Here is a 23410-nt window from a genome sequence, read left to right on the forward strand (position 1 = left end):
CGCTCGGGTCAGAGCAGGCTCATTTGCGCCTGGGCCGCAGCGCCCTGCCCGCGCTCCAGGGCCAGCAGGAAGCGCTTCGTCTCGATGCCGCCGGCAAAGCCCGTCAGCGCCCCGCCCGCGCCGATCACCCGGTGGCAGGGCACCACGATGGGCAGCGGGTTGGCCCCGTTGGCCGCCCCCACCGCCCGGCTGGCGCTGGGGCGCCCGATGCGCCGGGCGAGTTCGCCGTAGCTGATCGTTTCGCCCGGCGGGATCTCCGTGAGCGCCTGCCAGACCGCCAGCTGGAACGGCGTGCCGCGCGGGGCGAGTTCGAGGTCGAAGCGGGTCAGGCGCCCGGCGAAATACGCATCGAGCTGCGCCCGCGCTTGTCCGAAGGCTGTGTCGTCTCGCTGCCAGTCGGATTTGGGCGTCACCGCGCCCTTGCCGGCGGGGAAGCCGATGCAGGCCAGCCGCGCGTCGATGCCCGCCAGAACGAGGGGCCCGATAGGGCTGGGCAGGATCGTGTAGCGCGTCTCCGGCATGGCATGCTCCGGTGTGGCGGTCGCGATCGACCGCGCAGGCCCCTGTCGGGTGGATGGGCGATCCTCCGCTGCGAAGATGGCCGAAGCGTTGCAGCGGCCGTCCCTCATCACCGGAACGCGACCAGAACGGCGCCGGCCGCGATCAGTGTGACGCCGGCCCAGTTCAGGGCCGAGAGCCGCTCGCCTAAGAACAGCACGCCGAACACGGCCACCAGCACGACGCTGAGCTTGTCGATGGGTGCGACGCGGGCCGCCTCGCCGAGCTTGAGCGCCCGAAAGTAGCAGAGCCAGGATGCGCCCGTCGCGATGCCGGATAACACCAGGAAGACGTAGGTTCGCCCCGACACCGAGGCCGGCGCCTGCCAGCCGCCGGTGCACGCGAGGATGCCGGCGATCACCGCCAGAATGACGAGGGTCCGCACGAACGTGGCGTAATCGGAACCGACGTTCTCGACGCCGACCTTGGCGAAGATCGCCGTGAGGGCCGCGGATACGGCCGAGAGCACGGCCCAGAACAGCCAGGACGATGTGATCTGTCCCACCACGTCTCCTCTCGCGACTTCCCCCGCATGGCACTGCGGCCGATCCGGATCGGGGGTTGAGCCGGGTATAGAGACCCGCGCCGGCCGCTCCCACCCCGAATGGGGGTGAAAGCGGCCGGCGCGATGCACCTACTCCGCCGCCTCGCTGTAGGCGTCCACCGGCGGGCAGGCGCAGACGAGATTGCGGTCGCCGTAGGCGTTGTCGACCCGGTTGATCGGGGGCCAGTACTTGTCCATCCCGAGACTTCCGGAGGGGAAGCAGGCCGCCTCGCGGGAATAGGGGCGCTCCCAGGTCCCCACGAGGTCGCGCACCGTGTGGGGGGCGTGCTTCAACGGGTTGTTCGCCCGGTCCATCCGCCCATCCTCGATGGCGCGGATCTCTTCGCGGATCGCCAGCATGGCGTCGCAGAAGCGGTCGATTTCGCCCTTGGTCTCGGATTCGGTGGGCTCGATCATCAGGGTGCCGGCCACCGGCCAGGACATGGTCGGCGGGTGGAAGCCGCAATCGATCAGGCGCTTGGCGATGTCGTCGACGCTGACGCCGGCGCTCTTCTGGAACGGCCGCACGTCGATGATGCACTCGTGCGCGACCCGCCCCTGGGCGCCGGAATACAGGACCGGGTAGGCCCCTTTCAGGCGGGCCGCGATGTAGTTGGCGTTGAGGATGGCGATGCGGGTCGCCTGGGTCAGGCCGCGCCCGCCCATGAGCAGGCAGTAGCTCCAGGAGATCGGCAGGATCGAGGCCGAGCCGTAGGGCGCGGCCGAGACCGCACCTTCCTCGCCCGTGCGGGGGTCGGAGGGCAGGAACGGAATCAGGTGCGCCTTGACGCCGATCGGGCCCATGCCGGGGCCGCCGCCGCCGTGGGGAATGCAGAAGGTCTTGTGCAGGTTGAGGTGGCTGACGTCCGCGCCGATGTCGCCGGGGCGCGCCAGGCCCACCAGGGCGTTGAGGTTGGCCCCGTCGAGATAGACCTGTCCGCCATGGCCGTGGACGATGTCGCAGATCGCCCGCACCTGGACCTCGAACACCCCGTGGGTCGACGGGTAGGTGATCATGCAGGCGGCGAGCTTTCCGGAATGCAGCTCCGCCTTCTTGCGGAAATCGTCGAGGTCGACGTTCCCCTGCGCATCCGCGCCCACCACCACCACGCTCATCCCGCACATCTGCGCCGAGGCCGGGTTGGTGCCGTGGGCCGAGGACGGGATCAGGCAGACGGTCCGGTGCGCGTCCCCCCGCGACAGGTGATAGGCGCGGATGGCGAGCAGCCCGGCATATTCCCCCTGCGCGCCGGAATTCGGCTGCATCGAGATCGCGTCGTAGCCGGTGATGGCGCAGAGTTTTTCGGACAGGTCGTCGATGAGCGCCCGGTAGCCCAGCGCCTGATCGGCCGGCACGAAGGGGTGGATCTCGGCGAATTCCGGCCAGGAAACGGGGAGCATCTCGGCGGTGGCGTTGAGCTTCATGGTGCAGGAGCCCAGCGGGATCATCGCCCGGTCCAGCGCCAGGTCCCGGTCGGCGAGGCGGCGCATGTAGCGCGTCATCTCGCTCTCGGCCCGGTTCATGTGGAAGATCGGGTGGGTGAGGTAGGGCGAGGTCCGCATCAGCGCCTGCGGCAGTCGGCTCTCCGGCCAGGCCTCGTCGTAGACCGGGTCCGTCGACCCGAAGGCGCGCCACACCGCCTGGAGGATGTCGGGGCGGGTGCGCTCGTCCACCGTGATGCCGATGCGGTCAGCGCCAACTTTCCGCAGGTTGACGCCGTTGGCGACCGCCTGCCCGAGGATCAGGCCCTGGAAGGCACCGACCCGCACGGTGATCGTGTCGAAGAAGTGCTCCGGCTCCACCGTGAAGCCCAGTGCCTCCAGCCCGCCGGCGAGGCGCACGGCGTCGCGGTGGACTCGGGCGGCGATGGCTTTGAGCCCGCGCGGGCCGTGGAACACCGCGTACATGCCGGCGATGACGGCGAGCAGCACCTGCGCGGTGCAGATGTTGGAGGTCGCCTTCTCACGGCGGATGTGCTGCTCGCGGGTCTGGAGCGCGAGGCGGTAGGCCCGGTTGCCGCGGGCATCCACCGAGACCCCGACGAGGCGGCCCGGCAGGGTGCGCTTGTGGGCGTCGCGGGTGGCCATGTAGGCCGCGTGCGGGCCGCCATAGCCCATCGGCACACCGTAGCGCTGCATCGAGCCGATGGCGATGTCGGCGCCCATCTCGCCCGGCGAGGTCAGGAGCGTGAGCGCCAGGGGGTCGGCCGCCACCACCGCGACCGCGCCGGCCGCGTGCAGGTCGGCGATTGCGCCGGTCAGGTCGCGGATGCCGCCGCAGACGCCGGGATACTGGAAGATCGCGCCGAAGACCTGGGCCGGATCGAGGTCGGTCGCCGGATCTCCGACCACGATGGTCCAGCCCAGCGGCGCGGCGCGGGTGCGCAGCACCGCGATGGTCTGGGGCAGGCACTCGGCATCCACGAAGAAGGCGGTCTTCCCATTCGCGCCGATCCGCTGGGCCATGCCCATGGCCTCCGCCGCGGCGGTGGCCTCGTCCAGCAGCGAGGCGTTGGCGATGTCGAGGCCGGTCAGGTCGCAGACCAGGGTCTGGAAGTTCAGCAGCGCCTCGAGGCGGCCCTGGCTGATCTCGGGCTGGTAGGGCGAGTAGGCGGTGTACCAGGCCGGGTTCTCGAAGATGTTGCGCTGGATCACCGGCGGCATGGTGGTGCCGTGGTAGCCCTGGCCGATCAGCGAGACGAGGAGCCGATTCTTGTCGGCGATGCCCCGCATGTGCTCGATCACCCGGCGCTCGGTCATCGCGACCCCGAAGTCGAGGCGCTCCTCCTGGCGGATGTCGGCCGGCAGGGTCTCGTCCATCAGGGCGTGCAGGCTCTCGGCGCCCACGACGCCGAGCATCGCGTCGATTTCCTGCGTCGTCGGGCCGATGTGCCGGCGGTTGGCGAAGTCGTAGGGGTCGTAGCGGTCGTGGGGCATGGGGGCCTCGGAAGTCGCTGGGGCAGGAATGAGGGCGCGCTTCCCTCCCCCTTGCGGGGAGGGATCGAGGGTGGGGGTGGTTGAGCGACCCTCAGGCTGCGGAGGCTGGCGGAGCCACCCCCACCTCCAACTCTTCCCCGCAGGGGGGAGGAGAGCGCCGCGCGGATCGGACGGGCGGGCGTCCTACGTGTTGAAGCTACTTCGCGAAGTCCGCGTACGCCGCCTCGTCCATCAGGCCGTCGAGGCTGGCGGGGTCGTCGAGGCGGATGCGGTAGAGCCAGCCGGCACCCTGCGGATCGGCGCCGACGCTGGACGGGTCGGCCACCGCCGCGTCGTTGACCTCGGTCACCTCGCCGGAGACCGGCGCGTAGACGTCGGATGCCGCCTTCACCGACTCGACCACGGCCGCGGCCTCGCCCTTTGTGAGTTTGGCGCCGACCTTCGGCAACTCGATGAAGACGAGGTCGCCGAGCTGCTCGGCCGCGTGGGTAGTGATGCCCACCGTGGCGACGTCGCCGGCGCAGTCCAGCCACTCGTGCTCGTCCGTGAACTTCCGCATCGCTCTCTCCTGGGTGTTGGATGGAAGGGGGTCAGGCGCGCTTGAAGCCCGCCGGAACGAAGGGCAGTCCCGACACCACCAGGGGCAGGCGCTTGCCGCGCACCTCGGCGAAGACGCGGGTGCCGGGGGCACCGAGCGCGGCCGGCAGGTAGCCCATGGCGATCGGCGCCTGCAGGCTCGGCCCGAAGCCGCCGGAGGTGACCTGCCCGATGGCGTCTCCGGTCTCGTCGGCGAAGAGCGGCGCCCCCGCCCGCACGGGCGTGGGACCCTCCGGACGAAGGCCGACGCGCCTGCGGGCCGGGCCGGACTCCAGGGCGTCGAGGATGCGCGCCGCCCCGGGAAAGCCACCGGCCCGGGCGCCGCCGCGCCGGCGCACCTTGGGAATCGCCCAGGACAGGCCGGCCTCCACCGGGTCGGTGCCGGGATCGATGTCGTTGCCGTGCAGGCACAAGCCCGCTTCGAGACGCAGGGAATCGCGGGCGCCGAGCCCGATCGGCAGCACCGTGGTATCGGCCAGCAGCGCCTCGGCCAGGGCCTCGGCCCGGTCCTCGGGCACGGAGATCTCGAACCCGTCCTCGCCGGTATATCCGGAGCGGGTGACGAACGCGGAGGCGCCAACGAGCCCGAGCATGCGCACGTCCATGAAGCGCATCCCGACCACCTCCGGCGCGAGGCGCGCGAGTGCCGCCTCCGCGCCCGGCCCCTGCAGGGCGACGAGGGCCCGGGCCAGCACGGTGACGGTGCAGACGTCGGAGAGGTGGGCGCGCAGGTAGGCCTCGTCGGCGACCTTGTTGGCGGCGTTGACCACGAGGAAGAGGCTGTCGCCGCAATGGGCAACCATGAGATCGTCGCGGATGCCGCCCGACGCGTCGAGGAGGAGCCCGTAGCGCTGGCGGCCCGGCGTCAAGCCGAGCACGTCGATGGGCAGCAGGGTTTCGAGGGCGCGCGCCGCGTCGTCGACGTCGCCCGAGCGCGGGGTGAGCCGGATCTGGCCCATATGCGACACGTCGAACAGGCCGGCGCCGCTCCGCGTGTGCAGGTGCTCCTTCAGCAGGCCAGCTGGGTACTGCACAGGCATGGCGTAGCCCGCGAACGGGACCATCCGGCCGCCGTGGCGCAGGTGGAAGGCATGCAGGGGCGTGCGGGCAACATCGGGGGACATCGGATCACTCCACGACAAGCAGCTTCCGGAAGCTCGGCTGAGCGTTTCCGGTTGCCCCCATCTGTCGCGGTTACCTGAGAGCTTCTCCCCGACCGCGGATGCGGTCCGGGATTTCTCCTTCGGTGGACGCCGTCAGGCGCCTCTCTCCAGATTGTCCAACGGTACGGTGATTGTGCCTGAGAGTTTCCGGGGGTGGTTGCTCCGTCGGCGCCATGGTTCGAAGGCTTCGCTCGCGTGAAACGCTCGACCTGGGCTCTCCCGTACCGTCTTTGATGACCTGCCCAGGGTTTCACAGTGCACTGCGTCATGCAAGGCACCCCGCCGGGGCAGCGCGTTACGCTTTGCCAAATCCGTCAGTCCGGAGGTGAACCAATGCCGCGTCGGGGAACCGCGCCGACGCGCGCGGATTCACCCAGCATGCCGATCGCATCAGGGCACGACCTCGCCGGCCCCCGCCCCCGCCGGACCCGACCCGCGAAGTCCGCAGCGACCGCGGTCGACCCTGCCCTCAGCGACAAGGCCCTGGCGATCCATGCGCGCCTCTGCCCGGTCTACGGTTGCCCGATCCCGTACTTCCACAGCCTCGATCCGTTGAGCGAACTGGTCTCCTCGCTCCTCTCCCATCGGACGCGCAACGCCGAATCCGGCCGCGCCTTCAAGGCGCTGCGGGCCCGCTATCCCGATTGGGAGGGGATGCTGGCCGCCCCCGTCGCCGAGATCGAGGCGGCAATCGCAGGGGTGACCTGGCCGGAACTGAAGGCACCGCGCCTCCAGGCGATCCTGTCGGCCGTGAAGGCACGCCAGGGCGCCCTCAGCCTCGATTTCCTCGAGGACATGGCGGTGGAGGAGGCCCGGGCCTGGCTCGAGGCGATCCCCGGGGTGGGGCCGAAGACCAGCGCGGCGGTGCTCTCCTTCAGCCTCCTGCGGATGCCGGCCCTGCCGGTGGACAGCCATCACCACCGCGTTGCCCAGCGCACCGGGCTCATCGGCCCCCGCGTCGATGTCGGGCCATCGCACCCGATCCTGCGGGCGCAATTGCCCGCCGACTGGAGCGCACAGGCCCTTTACGACAATCACGAAGTGCTGATGCTGCACGGGCAGCACGTCTGCCACCACCGCAACCCTGCCTGCGGGCGCTGCGTCCTCCTCGACCTCTGCCCGGAGGGGCAGGCCCGCACGGGCGGGGGCGGCGCGATCCGCGAGCCGTGAGCGGCGCGTCTTGACCGGTCCCGGCGCGGCGTCCAGAAACCGGCGCCTGGCCGCGCGGATTTTCGCTGGCGGCCGCCGCATCCTATCCGCACGAGGACCCCGCCGCGATGAGCGCGTTCAAGGAACTGGTGTTCTCGGGCGTACAGCCGACCGGGAACCTGCATCTCGGCAACTATCTCGGCGCCATCAAACGCTTCGTCGAGATGCAGGCGCGCGATGCGCAGTGCCTGTACTGCGTCGTCGACATGCACGCGATTACCCTGTGGCAGGACCCGGCGGCGCTGAAAGGCCAGATCCGAGAGGTCACCGCCGCGTTCCTGGCCGCCGGGATCGACCCGAAGCGCTCGATCGTCTTCAACCAGAGCCAGGTGCCCCAGCACGCCGAACTCGCCTGGATCTTCAATTGCGTCGCGCGGCTGGGCTGGCTCAACCGCATGACCCAGTTCAAGGACAAGGCCGGCAAGGACCGGGAGAACGCAAGCGTCGGGCTCTACGCCTATCCGGTGCTGATGGCGGCCGACATCCTGGCCTACCGCGCCACCCACGTGCCCGTGGGCGAGGACCAGAAGCAGCACCTCGAACTGACCCGCGACATCGCCCAGAAGTTCAACAACGATTTTTCGGACTCCATCGCGGCGCATGGACACGATGCCGGTGACGGGTTTTTCCCCGTCACCGAACCGCTGATCGGCGGCCCGGCCGCGCGGGTGATGAGCCTTCGCGACGGCACCAAGAAGATGTCGAAGTCGGACGCCTCCGACAATTCGCGGATCAACCTCACGGACGACGCCGATGCCATCGCGGCCAAGGTGCGCAAGGCCAAGACCGACCCGGACGCCCTCCCCTCCGAGGTGGCGGGTCTCTCCGGCCGCCCCGAGGCCGACAATCTCGTGGGCATCTTCGCGGCGCTGAAGGACGTCTCGCGCGAGGATGTGCTGCGCGACTACGGCGGCGCGCAGTTCTCGGCCTTCAAGGGCGCGCTCGTCGAACTCGCCGTCGAGACCCTGGCGCCGCTGGGAGCCGAGATGAAGCGCCTCGTGGCCGATCCGGCCGAGATCGACGCGGTGCTGGCCGACGGCGCCGAGCGCGCCGAGGCCATCGCGGCCCCGACCCTGGACGCCGTCAAGGACATCGTGGGTTTCGTCCGGCGGACGCGCCTGCACGCGGTGCGGTGATGATCCGGGCGCTCGTCTTCGACGTCTTCGGGACGCTCGTCGATTGGCGCTCCGGAATCGCCCGCGAGGCCGCGCGCCTGCTCGGCCCCGACCCGTCCCTGGATGCCGGTGCCTTCGCGGATGCGTGGCGGCGTCGGTACGAGCCCGCGATGGAGACCGTGCGCTCCGGCGCCCGTCCCTTCGTGGACCTCGATACGCTCCAGGCGGAATCCCTGCCCCGGGTGCTGGCGGAGTTCGGCATCGCCGACGTTCCGGATGCCGTGCGGCGGGACCTGGTCCAGGCTTGGCACCGGCTCGACGCCTGGCCCGACGTGCCGGACGCCCTGCGGCGCTTGCGGACGCGTCACCTCCTGGCGCCGAATTCGAACGGCCATGTTCGGTTGATGGTCGATCTCGCCCGCCGCAACGGGCTGATCTTCGACGCGATCCTGGGCGCCGGCCATTCCCGCGACTACAAGCCGAAGCCGGCCCTCTACCGCGACGCGGTGACGGCCCTCGGCTTCGCCCCGGCGGAAACTCTGATGGTCGCCGCCCACTCGGCCGATCTTGCGGCGGCGGCGCATCACGGCCTGTCCACCGCCCACATCGCTCGCCCCCGCGAGCACGGGCCGGGCGGTGGCGAGACCGCGCCCGCCGGGCCGGTCACCTACGCGGCGCGGGATTTGGCCGATCTGGCCGACCAACTCGGGTGCTGAAGGCGGAACAGGGGCGAGGGCGCGCATGACCGACTGGAATCCCGCCCTCTACGTCCGCTTCGAGGACGAGCGCACCCGCCCGGCGGCCGAACTCCTGGCGCGCATCCCCCTCGACGCGCCGCGCCTCGTCTACGATCTCGGCTGCGGGCCCGGCAATTCCACGGCCCTGATCGCGGCGCGCTACTCCAACGCGGAGGTGATCGGCCTCGACACCTCTCCGGCGATGCTGGAGAGCGCCCGGACCCGCCTGCCCGGCCTCGTCTTCGCGCAGGGCGACGCCGCGAGCTGGCGGCCCGAGCGGGCGCCGGACCTGATCTATGCCAACGCCGTGCTGCAATGGCTGCCCGACCACCCGGTGCTGCTGCCCCGCCTGTTCGGCCTGCTCGCGCCGGGCGGAGTGCTCGCGGTGCAGATGCCCGACAACCTCGCGGAACCCTCGCACCGCCTCATGCGCGAGACCGCGGCGGCCGGCTCCTGGGCTGAGGCCATCGGCGACCCGGCCGTGGCCGGTCGGGTCGGACGCATGCTTGAGCCCAACGGCTACTACGATCTCCTGGCGCCGCTCGCCGCCGACGTGGATGTCTGGCGCACCGCTTATCACCACCGGATGGCGGATGCGGGCGCCATCGTCGCCTGGGTCAGCGCGACCGGGCTGCGGCCCTTCCTGGATCCATTGGCGCCCGATGCGGCGGCTGCGTTCCTCGAAGCCTACACGGCCGCGATCGACGAAGCGTATCCCCCACGGAGCGACGGACGGCGTCTGCTCGCCTTTCCGCGGGTCTTCATCGTCGCGCGCCGAGCGCCCTGAGGATCGCGGCTCAGCTCTCGCCGCGGGCGACCCGGGCCTCGTACTCGGGCAGCTCGATCCGGCCTTCCTTCTCCACCCGAGCCTTGTCCTCCTCCGAGATCACGTCGCCGACCATGTCGAGGCGCTTCCAGAGGGCGAGCGGCGTCTCCTTCTCGGGGGTCGGCACGTACCGGTTCTGCGCCACCTTCTGGTACTTGTGGATGTAGCGCGGGCAGTTGACCCAGGCCTTCGTGACCTCGACCCGGACGAGATACTTGGCCTCCGTGTACTCGGCCATCAGGGGATCGTCGCGCAGCATCCGGGCGTGGCCCTGGACGCGGACCCGGTGCGGAGTCTCGAAGTCGATGAACAGCAGGCCGACCTTGGACTGCCCCTCGATGTTGCCCATCGAGTACCACATGCCGTTGCCGTCGAAGCCGGGGAACACCAGCGTGTTGCCGTCGAGCACCTTCACGAAGCCGGGGCTGCCGCCCTTGTAGGAGACGGTCGGCATGCCGTCGGGGTCGACGGTGGACAGGAAGAACATATCCCGGCTGCCGATGAAGGCGGCCTCGGTCTCGCCGATCTGCTCCTGAACCCATCCGGTGTCCAGGCGCTCCGCGAGCTTGACGGTGTTGAACTCTTCCTGAAGCGCGCGATGCTCGTCGTAATAGAGCGATGCCATGGGGGTCCTCTGCGTTTCGGCCGCTCTCAACCGGGCAGCCGTTGGCGGCGATGATCGCGGGAAACCTCTCCGAGCACAACATTCGATCCCTTCATCTCTCGCCATGGCGAGGGCGAGGCGACCTGTCGTCCGCGCACGAAAAAGCCGGCGCCGCTCGCGCGACGCCGGCTTCCTCCGCGACGCGCAGCCGAGCGAAGCCCGGCTGCAACGTGCAAAATCAGTTCTTGGCCTTGTCGACCAGGGCCTTCTCGGAGATCCACGGCATCATGCCGCGGAGCTTGGCGCCGACTTCCTCGATCGGGTGGGCGGCGAGCTTGGCGCGGGTGGCCTTGAACGAGGTCTGGCCGACCTTGTTCTCCAGCATCCAGTCGCGGGTGAACTTGCCCGACTGGATGTCGTTGAGGACGCGCTTCATCTCGGCCTTGGTCTCGGGCGTGACGATGCGGGGACCCGTGACGTACTCGCCGTACTCGGCGGTGTTCGAGATCGAGTAGTTCATGTTGGCGATGCCGCCCTCGTAGATGAGGTCGACGATGAGCTTCACCTCGTGCAGGCACTCGAAATAGGCCATCTCGGGGGCGTAGCCGCCCTCGACGAGGGTCTCGAAGCCGGCCTTGATCAGCTCGACGAGGCCGCCGCAGAGCACGGCCTGCTCACCGAAGAGATCCGTCTCGCACTCTTCCTTGAAGGTGGTCTCGATGATGCCGGCGCGGCCACCACCGTTCGCCGAAGCGTAGGAGAGGCCGAGATCGTGGGCGTTGCCGGAGGCGTCCTGCGCGATGGCGATGAGCGTCGGCACGCCGCCGCCCTTGAGGTACTCGCCGCGCACGGTGTGGCCGGGGCCCTTCGGGGCGACCATCAGCACGTCGAGATCCTTGCGGGGCTCGATGAGGTTGAAGTGCACGTTGAGTCCGTGGGCGAACAGGAGGGCGGCGCCCTGCTTCATGTTCGGCTCCAGGGACTCCTTGTAGATGTCGCCCTGCAGCTCGTCGGGGGTGAGCATCATGACGACGTCGGCCTGCTTGGCGGCGTCGGCGACGTTCATCACCGTGAAGCCCTCGGCTTCAGCCTTCTTGGCGGTGGCCGAGCCCTCGCGCAGCGCGATGACGATACCCTTCACACCGGAATCGCGGAGATTCAGCGCGTGGGCATGGCCCTGGCTGCCGTAGCCGACGATGACGACCTTCTTGCCCTTGATCAGGTTGAGGTCGGCGTCGCGATCGTAATAGACCCGCATGGATTGGTTCCTCTCTTCGTGGGGTGTCAGGGTCGGGCCTGGCCATAGAGGGCCAGGAACTGGTCGACGGCGCGGGCCGCGTCGCGTCGGATCTCGGCGGCGTCGAGCTCGAGGGCATCGCCGAGAAGAAGTCGGATCTGGATGTCGCGGCCGACCAGACCGAAGAAGGTCCGGAAGGCGGTCTCGCCATCGTCGAAGGCCAGAAGCCCGGCCGCGCGTCCCGCCTCGAGCACGGGCTTGACCCGAGCGCCGATGGCCAGGCGCCCGTTCGCCAGCACGATGGCGCCGAGGTTGCCCTTGCGCGAACCGGCATGCGCGATAGCGATGCGGTTGAGCACCACCGAGGTGCGGCCGGCGATGACGTCGAGCCAGCTCACGGCGAAGTCGAGCAAGCGCTCGCGCAGGGTTTCGGCGTCGAGGGGGCCGCCCGCGTCGCGGCCCGCATGGACCCGCGAGGCCTGCCAGCGCACCGTGGCGGTGAGGAGGCCGTCGCGGTCCCCGAACCACTTGTAGAGGGTCTCCTTCGAACAACTCGCCCGGCGCGCCACCGCGTCCATGGTGAGTTGGTCCCCCTCCTCGACCAGGAGGGCGAGCACGGCATCGAGCACCGCCTGCTGGCGGGCCGAAGGCGCCTCGTGCCCGGTCTCTTCGCGTGTGGCCGTCGCGGTCATGCCTGTCGAAAACCAGTACCGTACCGTACGGTACGCCGCTTCCTAGTCCGATTCGGCGCCTCGAACAAGGGGGCGTTCCCCTCCCGAATCCTTATTCGGGCAGCGTCAGACCTTCCTGGGCGAACACTGCCTTCACGGCTGGGCGCGCGGCCATGGCGCGGGCGTGGCGTGTCCAGGCGGGAAAGCGCTCGGCCATGTCGAAACCCAGCGCCGGGCCCCGCCCCCAGGTCCAGAACAGCAGCAGGTAGGGGTCGACGACGCTATAGCGCTCGCCCAGCGCCCAGCCGCCGTTGGAGAGCTTGACCTCGGTCATCGTGAACAGATCACCGCAGGTCTCCGCCCCCTTGGCCTGGATGCCGGGAAAGGCCGACTCGTCGTTGGTGTAGCGCCCGGCCCGGCGGATATGCGCGTAGGCCGGGTGGTGGTTGGTCGAGAGCCAGCCCAGCCACTCGTCCACCCGGGCCTGGTCGCGCGGGGCCTCCGGCCAGAGACCGGCCTGCGGGTGCGTGCGGGCGATGTGGCGCAGGATCGCGGTGTTCTCGGTGAGCACCCAGTCGCCCTCCACCAGCGCCGGCACGCGGCCGCGTTCGTTGACGGCGAGGTATTCGGGCGCGCGCTGGTCGCCCTTGGCGAGGTCGAGCCGCACGGTCTCGTAGGGCGCGCCCGTCTCCTCCAGGGCGATGTGGGAGGCGAGTGAGCAGGCGCCGGGGGCGTAGTAGAGTGTGGTCATGGCGGTTCGTTTTCCTTCGGCGCGTCGCCCACCGGTATGCCGATGAGGGCCGCCAGTTTGGAGCAGGCTTCCGAGAGGGTCTGGGCTGGGACCGTTCCCAGTCATCGGAGCGTTCGCGCACGGCGATCGATGGAGCGGACCTGATCGACGAGAACCGCGCCGGCCTGGCCAGAGCGCCGGGATGGCGGCGTCCTCGCGCGGTGCCTTCGGAAGGACCTCCACGGTCTGGCCTTCGAACCGACCGAGGCGCCGGACCTCATCGGCCAACAGATGGACCGCGTAGTCCGACCCCTCCCGCTCCAGCTTCGCTCGGCTCCGTCGCAGACCGGCGCCATCACATCATAGCGCGGTCTCGCCGCCAGGACCTACATCGCCTCGGCGCCGCGCCCCATGGCGGCGATGCCCGTGCGGGAGATCTCCACGAGGCCGATCACCGTCATCAGGCCGATGAAGCGGTCGATCTCCTCGGTGGTGCCGGTCACCTCGAACACGAAGGAATTCAGGGTCGCGTCGAGGGTCTTGGCGCCAAAGGCCGCCGCGAGGGTCAGCGACTCGGTCCGGTGTTCGCCGGTGCCCGCCACCTTGACGAGGCAAAGCTCGCGCTCGAGGGCCTTGCCCTGGAGGGTCAGGTCGACGACCCGGTGCACGGGCACGAGGCGGTCGAGCTGCGCCTTGATCTGCTGGATCACCGCGTCGGTGCCGGCGGTGACGATGGTGATGCGGGAGAGGTGGCGCGCCACCTCGGTCTCCGACACCGTCAGGCTCTCGATGTTGTAGCCCCGGCCCGAGAACATGCCCGAGATTCGGGCCAGCACGCCGGGCTCGTTGTCGACGATGACCGCCAGGGTGTGCCGGTTGATCGGCTCGACCCGGCCGGCATCGGGATAGTGCGTGTTCATGGCGTTCATGGCGTGGCCCCGGATCTTCGTCTGCGATGGCGTGTGGTGTGAGAGGCCCGGCCGGGCCGATGGAGAAAGGACCGGGCGTGATTGGCGCCCGGCCCGGATGGGTCCGGAGGCTCAGACCAGCATCTTGCCTTCTTCCGAGATGACGTCGCCGAGCTCGACCCCGGTCTCGCCGAGGTAGTCGGACAGCAGCATCTCGTTGTGCGCCTTGCCCGACGGGATCATCGGGAAGCAGTTCTCCTTCTTGTCGACGATGCAGTCGAAGACGACGGGGCCGTCGTAGTCGAGCATCTCGGCGATCGCCGCGTCGAGGTCACCCGGCTTCTCGCAGCGGATGCCCTTGGCGCCGTAGGCTTCCGCCAGCTTCACGAAGTCCGGCAGGCTTTCGGAGTAGCTCTGCGAGTAGCGCGAGCCGTGCAGCAGCTCCTGCCACTGGCGGACCATGCCCATGTACTCGTTGTTCAGGATGAAGATCTTGACCGGCAGGCGGTACTGTACCGCCGTGGACAGCTCCTGCATGTTCATCAGGATCGAGGCCTCGCCGGCGATATCGATGACGAGTCCGTCCGGGTGGGCGAGCTGCGTGCCGATGGCCGCCGGCAGGCCGTAGCCCATGGTGCCGAGGCCCCCGGAGGTCATCCAGCGGTTCGGCTCGTCGAACTTGAAGTACTGCGCCGCCCACATCTGGTGCTGGCCGACCTCCGTGGTGACGTAGGTCTCTCGGCCCTTGCAGGCCTCATAGAGACGCTGCACCGCGTATTGCGGCTTGATGATCGTGCCCGACGGCCAGTAGGCGAGGCAGTCGCGCGCCTTCCAGGCCTGGATCTTGGTCCACCAATCCTCCAGGCGGGCCTTGTCCGGCTGGCGCGGCTGCGCCTTCCAGGCGGCCAGCATGTCCTCGAGCACCGAGCCGCAATCGCCGACGATTCCGACATCGACCTTGACGACCTTGTTGATCGAGGAGGCGTCGATATCGATGTGGATCTTCTTCGAGAACGGCGCGAAGGCGTCGAGGCGGCCGGTGATGCGGTCGTCGAAGCGCGCGCCGATGCAGACCATGACGTCGCAATCATGCATCGCCAGGTTGGCCTCGTAGGTCCCGTGCATGCCGAGCATGCCGAGGAACTGGTCGTTCGAGGCCGGGAAGGCGCCGAGACCCATCAGGGTCGAGGTGACGGGAAAGCCGGTCTCGGCGGCGAGCTTGCGCAGCAGGGCCGAGGCGTGCGGGCCGGCATTGATGACGCCGCCGCCGGTGTAGAGGATGGGCCGGCGGGCCGAGGCCATCAGTTCGATCGCCGCCTGGATCTGGGCCGCGTCGCCCTTGAAGGCGGGCTTGTAGGTCTTGTGGCCGTTCTGCGTCGGACGCTCGTAGACGCCGGAGGCGAACTGGACGTCCTTCGGCAGGTCGATGACGACCGGGCCGGGGCGGCCGTTGGCGGCAACGTAGAACGCCTCGTGCAGGATGCGCGGCAGGTCGTCGATCGATTTGACGAGGTAGTTGTGCTTCGTGCAGTGGCGCGTGATGCCGACCGTGTCGCATTCCTGGAAGGCGTCCGTGCCGATCAGGTGCGTCGGGACCTGGCCGGTGATGCAGACCAGCGGGATCGAATCGAGCAGCGCGTCGGTGAGACCCGTGATGATGTTGGTGGCGCCGGGCCCCGAGGTGACGAGGACGCAGCCGACCTTGCCGGACGAGCGGGCATAGCCCTCCGCGGCGTGGACGGCGCCCTGCTCGTGGCGCACGAGGATGTGCTTCAGGGTCTCCTGGTGGAAGAGTGCGTCGTAGATCGGCAGCACCGCGCCGCCGGGATACCCGAACAGCGTATCGACACCCTGATCCTGAAACGCCCGGATGACCATTTCGGCCCCGGTCATGACCTCGCCGCCCATCGTCCTGCTCCTTGAAACTGTGTGCGTGTTCGTGTCGTCGGCTCGTCGCGGCAATAAAAAAGGGCCCCGAGGGACCCTGCATGCGCCACCATCCGGATCGCGGACCCTGGTGTCAGGCCCGCCCCGTCAGTGGCGCTTCCGTTACGATAAGGATGGCACGCATCGGTAGAGATCTTATCCTGTTCGGCCGGCGCGGGATGCGTCGGACGAATCGAAAATCGTGTCGCGTGTCTTACCGAAGGGAAGGCAGGCGGTCAACGGCGAAGGCACGATATCGCCGATCTACTCGATCGGAACCTCGCCCAGGATCATCCCGGTCTTCGGATCGGCATCGAACTTCATCCTGCGCCCGTCCTTGAGGCCCTCTCCGTCCCAGTGGCCGTCATCGGCCTCCAGCTTGGTGATCTCGGAATAACCCGCGCCCTTCAGCGCCTGCGTCACCTGGGCCGGCGTCAGCCAGTCGGGGCCGGGCGTCTCGGCCCGGGCCGACGGCGCCAGCGCCGCGAGAGCCAGGGGCAGGGTCGCGAGGGCGAGGATCGCAGATCGGGCAAGACGGGGCCGGGCAAGGCGGGACATGGAGGTGATCCTGTGAGCGGAAAGCGAGCGGCATGCATGGCGGGCGGGACAGAGGCTTAGCCGAGAAATCCCCGGCCCGCGAGGCGGGTCTGGTGCGCCGGCCCGGTGCGCCGTGTCACGGCGGCGATTTGCGCGCCCGGATTCGGGTTTGCCTGCCCGCGCGCCGCCGTCCTATCTAGGTCCACGCCGGGGATGCCGGACGGGGATCGCGTTCCCGGCCCGCATCCCGCCAGCGCGATCCCGCCAGCGAGGACCCCCGGCCCTGTCCGAGACCGATGCCGTTCTTCCCCCCGAATCCTTCCTCCTCCTCGATGTGGCGGGGGTCGCCTGCGCCCTGGCGCGGGCCTCGGTGAGCGAGGTGCTGCCGCTGCCGGAACTGCACGCGCCGCCGGCTGGCGGCGGTCCCCTCGCGGGGTTCCTCAACCTCGGCGGCAGGCCGGTTCCGGTCCTCGACCTCGCCCGGCTCCTCGGCCTGCGCGCGGGCGCGCCGGAAGCCGACGGGCTCTACCGGCACATCCTGCTCGATGCTCCGGGCGAGACCGGCTTCCTGGTCGACCGGGTCGAGGACCTCGTCATCGTCGCGACCGCCGCGATCCGCCCGGTCTCGCCCGAGCGGACCCTCAACGGATGCGTCGTTGCGGAGATCGCCCGCGGCGACGCCCTGGTTCATGTGCTGGGCTTGCGCGAGCTCCTCTCGGCGGAGGAGCGGGACCGCCTGTCGGCGCTCGCCGACGCGGCGGCCCGCCGCCTCGCCGCGCTGCCCGCGGCCTGAGCGCGCCGTCGTTGAGCCGTCCGCCGCGCTCCGGACCGGAGGCCGATCCGGGTTTCGCGTCCCTCAAGGCGCGGATCATCGCCCGCACCGGCCACCATTACTATGCCGACAAGGACGACCTGCTGTTCGACCGGCTGCGCAAGCGCTTCCGGGCACAGGGCCTCGCGGACGCCACCGCCTACGGGGCCCTCCTCGACGACCGCGCGGCGGGCGGGCCCGAATGGGCGGCCCTGGAGGCCGAGATCACCATCGGGGAGACGTTCTTCTTCCGCTACGCCGAGCAGTTCACCGCCCTGCGCGCCACGATCCTGCCCGCCCTGATCGCCGCGCGCGCGGCGGAGCGCAGCTTGCGGGTCTGGAGCGCGGGCTGCTCCACGGGGGCGGAGCCCTACTCCATCGCTATCCTGCTGCACGAGCTCCTCGGCCCGGCGCTTCCCGACTGGCGGGTCTCGATCCTCGGCACCGACATCAGCAGCACGGCGCTGGAGACCGCGCGGGCGGGAATCTACGGTCGCTGGGCCCTGCGCACCCTGCCGCCGGGCGAGCGCCTGCGCCATTTCGTGCCGGGCCCCCCGGTGGCCGGGGCGGGGCGCGACGGCACCTACGCCCTGCGGCCGGAATTCCGCCGGATGGTCCGGTTCGAGCGGCGCAACCTCGTGGACCTTCTCGACGGCCGGGGCACCCTGCCTCAGGCGGAGTTCGACCTGATCCTGTGCCGCAACGTGCTCATCTACTTTGAGGCGGACGCGGTGCTCGGCATCGTGCGCGGGCTCGGCCGGCGCCTGCGCCCGGAGGGCTGGCTGCTCCTTGGCCATGCCGAGCCGAACCCGGCCATCGCCGCCCTGTTCGAGTCGGTCAACCTGCCCGGGACCGTCGCCTACCGGCCGTCGGGCGCGGTCGGGCCCGCCCCGGCGCCGTTGGCCTGGAGCCCGGCCTTCCTCCCCGATCCCGCGCCCATTCCTGTTCCCATCTCCGTTCCCTCGCCCGCACCGGGCGCGCCGGTGGCGCGGCCCGCCCCGCCGGTCGAACCGCTGCCCGAGGACGCGGACGTGGCCGAGGCAATGCCGGATCTCGCGCGCATCCGGGCCCTCGCGGATGCCGGCGAGACCGGCGCGGCCTGGCGGGCGCTGCGGATCGCGATCTGGGCCGCGCCCACCGACCCCACCCTGCATTATTACGACGGCCTGCTGGCCCGTGCCCTCGGGCGGGATGCCGAGGCGGAGCGCGCCCTGCGCGGCGCCCTCTACCTCGACCGGGACTTCGTGATGGCCCATTACCAGCTCGGCCTGCTGATGCTCGGCCTCGGCCGCGCTGGGGAAGCGGACCGGGCGCTGGACAACGCGATCCGTCTCGCCCAAGCCCTGGCCCCGGACGCAGTGGTGGCGGAGGGCGGCGGGATCGCGCCGGGCGATCTCGCCCGAAGCGCCGTGCTGGCCCGAAGTACCGCCCTGGCCCGAAGTTCTGCCCTGGCCCAAAGTACCGCCTCGACCCGAAGCGCCGCCTCGGTCCGCGACGGCCTGACAGGAGATGTTCCGTGACCCAGACCCGTTCCGGCGTCGGGCAAACCGTGCGGCTCGACGCCCTCCGGGCGGAGCGCGCCCGGACGCTCGCCCGGCGCGGACAGGCGGAGGCGGCGGTCACGACCCGGTCATACCTCGTCTGCGCCTGCGGGGCCGACCGCTTCGGCCTGCCGCTGGCCCAGGTGGCGCAGGTCCTGCCCGCTCGGCCCGTGACAGCCCTGCCCGGCTCAGCCCCGGCGATCCTCGGCCTCATCGCCTTGGCGGGCCGCGTCGTCAGCCTGCTGGCCCTGGCGCCCGCCCTTGGGCGGAGGGCGGATCCGGATGAGGAGGCTGGGCACGTGGTGCTGGTGCGCGGCGTCGCCATTCCGGTGGCCCTGTCCGTCAGCCGTGTCCTGGGCGTCGCCGAGATCCCCGAGGCGGCGATCGACACGGCCTACGCGGAGGCCGGTTTGAGCGCCGAGGCCGTTTCGGGCTATGCCCCGGCCGGCGCCGGGCCAGGTGCCGAATCCGCGTTTGTCATCATCGACCTGCCCCGCCTCGTGCGGCGATACCATGCCTGACGTCGCCCCCCCCGGCGGCGAGACCTGTCGACGCTGCCTCTACGGCGGCGAAATCTGCGATGAGGCCGCCCCTATGGCGGCGAAACCTGCCATGAGACCGGCTTCCGGGGCGATGCGCGCCGCGGGGGCCGGCCGGTTTGCGGAGCGTTGAGCCAGCTGTGTCGATCTCGATCGGAAAACGCATCCTCCTCGGCTTCGTGGCGATCACCCTCGTGGTGGTGGCGCTGGGCTTCTACGCCCTCGGGCAGATCGGCGTGGTGCGCGACACCACGGACGCCATCGTCAGCCGCGACCTCACGGTGGCGCGCCAGCTCGACGACCTTGCCAACAAGGCCCGCGACATGGGCCTCCATCGGCGCAACGCGATCATCGCCCTGCTGGCCCGCGCCCGGGGCGGCCCCGAGCGCGACGACGCCTCCGGTGCCTGGCGCCGGACCGCCACTGAGGCCGACGCGATCCTGGCGGAGCTGATCCGGGCCAGCGACGGCTACCGCGCGCGCTCCGCATCCGAGGAGCGCAGCCAGACCTGGCGCAAGCTGAACGGCGTCGCGATCGAGGCCCTGGCCGAGTTCCGCGAGCTGCGCACCGCCAGCGAAGCCCAGTTCGCCGCCATCGCCGCCAAGGACATCGACGCCGTCGAGGCCCGCAACGACGCACTCAACCGCAGCCAGGACATGTTCCTGGCAGACATCGAGCGCACGCGCAGCGCCCTCGACGACGGGATCGCGGCGGGCCAGCGCAGCGTCGCCGACCTCTACGAGCGCAGCCGCCTCTCCATCCTGGGGACGCTGGCCGCCTGCGTCCTCCTCAGCATCCTCGTCACCATCCTGATCAGCCGGGCCGTGGTGCGGCCCCTCGAGGCGGTGATGGCCTTCGCCGAGCGCGTCGGCGAGGGCGACCTCTCGGGCACCCTCGACGCCCGGGGCAAGGACGAGATCGGCCGCCTCGGCCGCACCCTCAACCGGATGGTCGCGGGCCTCGCCGACCTCGCCCGCACTAACCGGGCGGCGACCGCCGATCTCAACGCGGCGGCGGCCGAGATCCGTGCCTCCGCCCAGGAGCAGGCGGCCAGCGTCGAGGAGCAGTTCGCCGCCGTGCAGGAGACGGCCGCCACCGTCGACGAGATCACTCATTCGGGCGCGCAGATCGGCAAGCGGGCCGGCGAGGTCATCGCCACGGCGCAATCCACCGCCCAGACCTCCCGCGCCGGCCTGCGCGCGGTGGCGGACACGGCCCGCGCCATGGACTCGATCCGCGAGCAGGCCGAGGCCGTGGCCGGCAACATCGTCGCCCTCTCGGAGAAGACCCAGGCGATCGGCGACATCATCACCACCGTCAACGATATCTCGGAGCGCACTCACCTCCTGGCGCTGAACGCCGCCATCGAGGCGGCGGCGGCCGGCGAGAGCGGACGCAGCTTCGCGGTTGTGGCCTCCGAGATGAAGCTGCTCGCCGATCAGGCCAAGGCCGCCACGGGCCAGGTCCGCACGATCCTGGGCGAGATCCAGCGGGGCATCAACACCTCGGTCATGCTCACCGAGGAGGCGGTCAAGCGCGCGGCCACCGGCAAGGCCCGCTCCGACACCACGCAGCGCACGATCGAGGAGATCACCGCCCGGGTCGAGGAGAGCGTTCAGACCTTCCAGCAGATCGTGGCCTCCACCAACCAGCAGCAGCTCGGCATCGAGCAGGTGATGGGCGCCCTCCAGAACATCCGGCAGGCGAGCCAGCAGACGGCGGCCGGCACCCGCGAGGTCGAGGCGGCCTCCGCCAACCTCACCGAGCTGGCCCAGGCCCTGATGACGCTGGCCGAGCGCTACCGGCACTGAGGCGGCAAGGACATCCGCCAAATGGACATCCGCCAGCTGCTCCTCGCGGCCTTCGAGGTCGAGCATCGCGAGCACATCGACGCGATCCGTGACGCCCTGGCCGGCGGTACGGCCGAATCCGGGCCGGACTGGAACGACGTCTTCCGGCGCGCCCACAGCCTGAAGGGCGCCTCGCGCGCCGTCGACCTGCCGGCGGTGGAGGCCGTAGCCCACCGCCTGGAGGCCTTGTTCGAGCGCGTGGCCGCTCAGGAAGCGGGCCTGTCGCGGACCGACACGGCCGCCGTCCACCTCGCCCTCGACCGGATCGAGGCCTACGTCGCCGGCCTCACCGACGGGGCCGGGCCGGACATGCCGGAGGATGCGCTGGCAGCCCTGGACCGGACCCTCGACCCGGACGCCCCGCCCGAACCGGCACTCCCCGAGAACCCCGCGCCGGCCCGGCCCGGCCCGTTGGACCAGCCCGCCGAAGCGCCGCAGGCCGGTCCTACCGAAGCGCCGCAGGCCGGTCCTACCGAAGCGCCGCAGGCCGGTCCTACCGAAGCGCCACAGGCCGGTCCCGCCGAGGGCCCGCAGGGGCTCCTGCGCGTGCCGGCGGAGGCGATCGAGGCCCTGACACGCGCCACGCACGACCTCGCCAGCGCGCTCGGCGGCGAGACCCAGGTGGCGGAGGGCCTCGGCCGCCTCGCGCGCCGCGCTGCCGACCTCGCCCGCCTCGCAGAGGGCCTGCGGGGTGGCGCGGCCGCGCGCCGCCGGTCGGGTTCGGCCAAGGTATCGACGCCAGCATCGACGACGGAATCGACCGAGCGGACGGAGACCCGGTCCGATGCGGAGTGGCGCGGCCTCGAGGCCGGCCTCCTCGCCCTGTCGCGGGACGCCGCCGAGGTGTCGCGGCTGCGCAGCGCCGTCGCCGCATCCGTGGAGGGCGCGATGGCGCGGGTCTCCGGGGAGGCCGAGCGCCTCGCCCTCGTCCCCGCCGAGACGGCCTTCGGCGGCTTCCCCCGGGCCCTGCGCGATCTGGCCCGCGAGGCTGGCCGCGAGATCGCGGTCACGGCGCGCGGCCTCGAACTGCCGGTCGACCGGGCCATGCTCCAGGTCCTCAAGGACCCGGTGCTGCACGCCCTGCGCAACGCCCTCAGCCACGGGGCCGACGCGCCCGAGGCGCGCCAGGCCCAGGGCAAGCCGAGCGCGCTGGCCATCGGCCTCGACGTGAGCGTGCAGGGCGCGCGCCTCCTGATCCGGATCCACGACGACGGGCGCGGGCCGGACCTCGCCGCCATCGCCGAGACCGCCCGGCGCCGGGGGCTGCTCGATCCCGGTGCCGAGCCGGACGACGCGGCGCTCCTCGCCCTGGTCTTCGAGCCCGGCTTCTCGACGGCCGCGGCCGTCGACACCCTGTCGGGCCGGGGCATGGGCCTCTCGGTCGTGGCGGATGCCGCACGCCGCCTCGGGGGCAGCGTCCGGCTCGCGGCCCGGGCGCCCTTCGGCACTGAGCTGACCATGAGCCTGCCGCTCTCGGCGGCCCGCCGGGCGATGCTGCTGGTGGAGGCGGGGGGCGTCACCTACGCCCTGCCGAGCGCCGCCGCCGAGCGCCTGCTGCGCTTGGCTCCCGCCGACCTGACCCCGGCCATGGGCCGCCTCGTCACTCGCTTGGAGATCGAGGGCGTGGGCGCGACCCTGCCGGTCCTCGACCTGCGCAGCCTGCTCGGCCTCGCCGGGGCCGAGCCGGAAGCGGGCGGCACGCGCCCCGCCATCCTGCTGCGGGGCGCCGGGCGGCGCTGCGTCCTGGCGGTGGACGGGCTCTCGGACGTGCGCACCCTGCGGGTGCTGCCGGCCCCGCCCATCGGCGCCGATCCGCGCCTCGTCTCCGGAACCGTGATCCTGGCGGGCGACCGGCCGGCCCTGGTGCTCGATGCCGACGGTCTGGTGGCCCGCGCCGGGGACGCGGGGCGCGGTGCGGCGCCGGAACCCACAGCCCCGCGCGGAACGATCGCCCAGGCGCCACGTTCGACGATCCTCGTTGTCGACGATTCGATCACCACGCGGACGTTGGAGAAGGGCATCTTGGAAGCGGCCGGGTACCGCGTCGTCGTCTGCGTTGACGGCCAGGATGCGCTCGACCGCCTGCGGGCGGGCATCGAGCCCGTGGACCTCGTGGTCGCCGACGTGGAGATGCCGCGCCTCGACGGCTTCGGGCTGGTGCAGGCCCTGCGGGCCGACGAGGCCTTTGCCCGCCTGCCTGTCATCCTGATGACTTCGCGGGGCGACGCCGAGGATGTGGCGCGCGGCCTCGAACTCGGGGCCGACGCCTACCTGACCAAGCAGACCTTCGACCAGCGCCAGCTCCTCGACACCATCGGGCAGTTGCTGTGACCGGACACGAGCAGGACAAGCCCGCGCCCGCGCGGGTCC

The 23410-nt window shown here is 70.9% G+C and carries 21 protein-coding genes and 1 riboswitch; of the genes, 9 read left to right on the forward strand and 12 right to left on the reverse strand.

The window, feature by feature from the left end; translation table 11 throughout:
- Positions 1 to 8: 8 nt before the first annotated feature.
- The 5 genes from MFF30_RS16085 to gcvT all read right to left on the reverse strand — a co-directional run bounded on the left by MFF30_RS16085 (position 9) and on the right by gcvT (position 5760).
- Positions 9 to 521, reverse strand: a complete 513-nt coding sequence (locus tag MFF30_RS16085) for a methylated-DNA--[protein]-cysteine S-methyltransferase (RefSeq protein ID WP_238280459.1) — start codon at positions 519 to 521, stop codon at positions 9 to 11.
- Positions 522 to 628: 107 nt separating this feature from the next.
- Positions 629 to 1063, reverse strand: a complete 435-nt coding sequence (locus MFF30_RS16090) for an EamA family transporter (protein WP_238280460.1) — start codon at positions 1061 to 1063, stop codon at positions 629 to 631.
- Positions 1064 to 1192: 129 nt separating this feature from the next.
- Positions 1193 to 4039, reverse strand: a complete 2847-nt coding sequence (gcvP, locus tag MFF30_RS16095) for an aminomethyl-transferring glycine dehydrogenase (RefSeq protein WP_238280462.1) — start codon at positions 4037 to 4039, stop codon at positions 1193 to 1195.
- A 196-nt stretch (positions 4040 to 4235) separates the two neighbouring features.
- Positions 4236 to 4598, reverse strand: coding sequence for a glycine cleavage system protein GcvH (gcvH, locus tag MFF30_RS16100; protein WP_108037281.1), 363 nt, complete (start codon positions 4596 to 4598; stop codon positions 4236 to 4238).
- A 31-nt stretch (positions 4599 to 4629) separates the two neighbouring features.
- The gene (gene gcvT / locus MFF30_RS16105; protein WP_238280463.1) at positions 4630 to 5760 is read right to left on the reverse strand and encodes a glycine cleavage system aminomethyltransferase GcvT; all 1131 of its coding nucleotides are present in this window, start codon (positions 5758 to 5760) and stop codon (positions 4630 to 4632) included.
- A 51-nt stretch (positions 5761 to 5811) separates the two neighbouring features.
- Positions 5812 to 5920, reverse strand: a riboswitch (glycine riboswitch).
- A gap of 257 nt (positions 5921 to 6177) precedes the next feature.
- Here gcvT and MFF30_RS16110 point away from each other — a divergent pair.
- From MFF30_RS16110 to tam, 4 genes are all read left to right on the forward strand, one after another.
- A complete protein-coding gene (locus MFF30_RS16110) occupies positions 6178 to 6969 on the forward strand; it encodes an endonuclease III domain-containing protein (protein WP_238280465.1) in 792 nt (263 codons plus the stop codon).
- A 107-nt stretch (positions 6970 to 7076) separates the two neighbouring features.
- Complete coding sequence (trpS, locus tag MFF30_RS16115) at positions 7077 to 8144, forward strand: tryptophan--tRNA ligase (protein WP_238280467.1); 1068 nt, start codon at positions 7077 to 7079, stop codon at positions 8142 to 8144.
- On the forward strand, positions 8141 to 8839 hold the full coding sequence (locus MFF30_RS16120) for a haloacid dehalogenase type II (RefSeq protein WP_238280476.1): 699 nt from the start codon (positions 8141 to 8143) through the stop codon (positions 8837 to 8839). Before trpS ends, MFF30_RS16120 begins: the two co-directional genes overlap by 4 nt.
- Positions 8840 to 8864: 25 nt before the next feature.
- Positions 8865 to 9647, forward strand: a complete 783-nt coding sequence (gene tam, locus MFF30_RS16125; RefSeq protein ID WP_238280478.1) for a trans-aconitate 2-methyltransferase — start codon at positions 8865 to 8867, stop codon at positions 9645 to 9647.
- A 10-nt stretch (positions 9648 to 9657) separates the two neighbouring features.
- Here the strand turns inward: tam and MFF30_RS16130 are convergent, their stop codons facing one another.
- From MFF30_RS16130 to MFF30_RS16160, 7 genes are all read right to left on the reverse strand, one after another.
- Positions 9658 to 10311 carry a pyridoxamine 5'-phosphate oxidase family protein gene (locus tag MFF30_RS16130; protein ID WP_238280480.1) on the reverse strand — a complete coding sequence of 218 codons (654 nt, stop codon included), beginning with the start codon at positions 10309 to 10311 and terminating at the stop codon, positions 9658 to 9660.
- A gap of 217 nt (positions 10312 to 10528) precedes the next feature.
- Positions 10529 to 11548, reverse strand: coding sequence for a ketol-acid reductoisomerase (gene ilvC, locus MFF30_RS16135; RefSeq protein WP_238280482.1), 1020 nt, complete (start codon positions 11546 to 11548; stop codon positions 10529 to 10531).
- Between the two features lie 26 nt (positions 11549 to 11574).
- Positions 11575 to 12219 carry a TetR/AcrR family transcriptional regulator C-terminal domain-containing protein gene (locus MFF30_RS16140; protein ID WP_238280484.1) on the reverse strand — a complete coding sequence of 215 codons (645 nt, stop codon included), beginning with the start codon at positions 12217 to 12219 and terminating at the stop codon, positions 11575 to 11577.
- A gap of 91 nt (positions 12220 to 12310) precedes the next feature.
- Positions 12311 to 12949, reverse strand: coding sequence for a glutathione S-transferase family protein (locus MFF30_RS16145; protein ID WP_238280486.1), 639 nt, complete (start codon positions 12947 to 12949; stop codon positions 12311 to 12313).
- A gap of 365 nt (positions 12950 to 13314) precedes the next feature.
- On the reverse strand, positions 13315 to 13857 hold the full coding sequence (gene ilvN / locus MFF30_RS16150; RefSeq protein WP_238280494.1) for an acetolactate synthase small subunit: 543 nt from the start codon (positions 13855 to 13857) through the stop codon (positions 13315 to 13317).
- Positions 13858 to 13968: 111 nt separating this feature from the next.
- Positions 13969 to 15744, reverse strand: coding sequence for an acetolactate synthase 3 large subunit (locus MFF30_RS16155; protein WP_238280496.1), 1776 nt, complete (start codon positions 15742 to 15744; stop codon positions 13969 to 13971).
- Between the two features lie 282 nt (positions 15745 to 16026).
- Positions 16027 to 16320: a PepSY domain-containing protein gene (locus tag MFF30_RS16160; RefSeq protein WP_238280498.1), complete on the reverse strand. Its 294-nt coding sequence runs from the start codon at positions 16318 to 16320 to the stop codon at positions 16027 to 16029.
- A 148-nt stretch (positions 16321 to 16468) separates the two neighbouring features.
- Here MFF30_RS16160 and MFF30_RS16165 point away from each other — a divergent pair, with 148 nt between their 5' ends.
- The 5 genes from MFF30_RS16165 (at position 16469) to MFF30_RS16185 (ending at position 23371) form a co-directional block, all read left to right on the forward strand.
- Positions 16469 to 17092, forward strand: coding sequence for a chemotaxis protein CheW (locus MFF30_RS16165; protein ID WP_306424586.1), 624 nt, complete (start codon positions 16469 to 16471; stop codon positions 17090 to 17092).
- An 11-nt stretch (positions 17093 to 17103) separates the two neighbouring features.
- Positions 17104 to 18630 (forward strand): CheR family methyltransferase, encoded by a 1527-nt coding sequence (locus MFF30_RS16170; RefSeq protein WP_238280500.1) that lies wholly within the window; start codon positions 17104 to 17106, stop codon positions 18628 to 18630.
- Positions 18627 to 19172, forward strand: a complete 546-nt coding sequence (locus tag MFF30_RS16175; RefSeq protein ID WP_238280502.1) for a chemotaxis protein CheW — start codon at positions 18627 to 18629, stop codon at positions 19170 to 19172. Before MFF30_RS16170 ends, MFF30_RS16175 begins: the two co-directional genes overlap by 4 nt.
- A 158-nt stretch (positions 19173 to 19330) precedes the next feature.
- Positions 19331 to 21001, forward strand: coding sequence for a methyl-accepting chemotaxis protein (locus MFF30_RS16180; RefSeq protein ID WP_238280504.1), 1671 nt, complete (start codon positions 19331 to 19333; stop codon positions 20999 to 21001).
- A gap of 21 nt (positions 21002 to 21022) precedes the next feature.
- Positions 21023 to 23371, forward strand: coding sequence for a hybrid sensor histidine kinase/response regulator (locus tag MFF30_RS16185; protein WP_238280512.1), 2349 nt, complete (start codon positions 21023 to 21025; stop codon positions 23369 to 23371).
- The last annotated feature ends 39 nt before the right edge of the window (positions 23372 to 23410 follow it).

It is taken from the genome of Methylobacterium goesingense, from assembly GCF_022179225.1.
Lineage (GTDB): Bacteria > Pseudomonadota > Alphaproteobacteria > Rhizobiales > Beijerinckiaceae > Methylobacterium > Methylobacterium goesingense.

Coding starts and splice junctions, on each gene's coding strand:
- gcvT (WP_238280463.1), bottom strand. CDS start 5,760: ATGTCCCCCGATGTTGCCCGCACGCCCCTGCATGCCTTCCACCTGCGC.
- ilvN (WP_238280494.1), bottom strand. CDS start 13,857: ATGAACGCCATGAACACGCACTATCCCGATGCCGGCCGGGTCGAGCCG.
- trpS (WP_238280467.1), top strand. CDS start 7,077: ATGAGCGCGTTCAAGGAACTGGTGTTCTCGGGCGTACAGCCGACCGGG.
- gcvH (WP_108037281.1), bottom strand. CDS start 4,598: ATGCGGAAGTTCACGGACGAGCACGAGTGGCTGGACTGCGCCGGCGAC.
- MFF30_RS16145 (WP_238280486.1), bottom strand. CDS start 12,949: ATGACCACACTCTACTACGCCCCCGGCGCCTGCTCACTCGCCTCCCAC.
- MFF30_RS16155 (WP_238280496.1), bottom strand. CDS start 15,744: ATGGGCGGCGAGGTCATGACCGGGGCCGAAATGGTCATCCGGGCGTTT.
- gcvP (WP_238280462.1), bottom strand. CDS start 4,039: ATGCCCCACGACCGCTACGACCCCTACGACTTCGCCAACCGCCGGCAC.
- MFF30_RS16130 (WP_238280480.1), bottom strand. CDS start 10,311: ATGGCATCGCTCTATTACGACGAGCATCGCGCGCTTCAGGAAGAGTTC.
- ilvC (WP_238280482.1), bottom strand. CDS start 11,548: ATGCGGGTCTATTACGATCGCGACGCCGACCTCAACCTGATCAAGGGC.
- MFF30_RS16085 (WP_238280459.1), bottom strand. CDS start 521: ATGCCGGAGACGCGCTACACGATCCTGCCCAGCCCTATCGGGCCCCTC.
- MFF30_RS16110 (WP_238280465.1), top strand. CDS start 6,178: ATGCCGATCGCATCAGGGCACGACCTCGCCGGCCCCCGCCCCCGCCGG.
- MFF30_RS16185 (WP_238280512.1), top strand. CDS start 21,023: ATGGACATCCGCCAGCTGCTCCTCGCGGCCTTCGAGGTCGAGCATCGC.
- MFF30_RS16140 (WP_238280484.1), bottom strand. CDS start 12,219: ATGACCGCGACGGCCACACGCGAAGAGACCGGGCACGAGGCGCCTTCG.
- tam (WP_238280478.1), top strand. CDS start 8,865: ATGACCGACTGGAATCCCGCCCTCTACGTCCGCTTCGAGGACGAGCGC.
- MFF30_RS16160 (WP_238280498.1), bottom strand. CDS start 16,320: ATGTCCCGCCTTGCCCGGCCCCGTCTTGCCCGATCTGCGATCCTCGCC.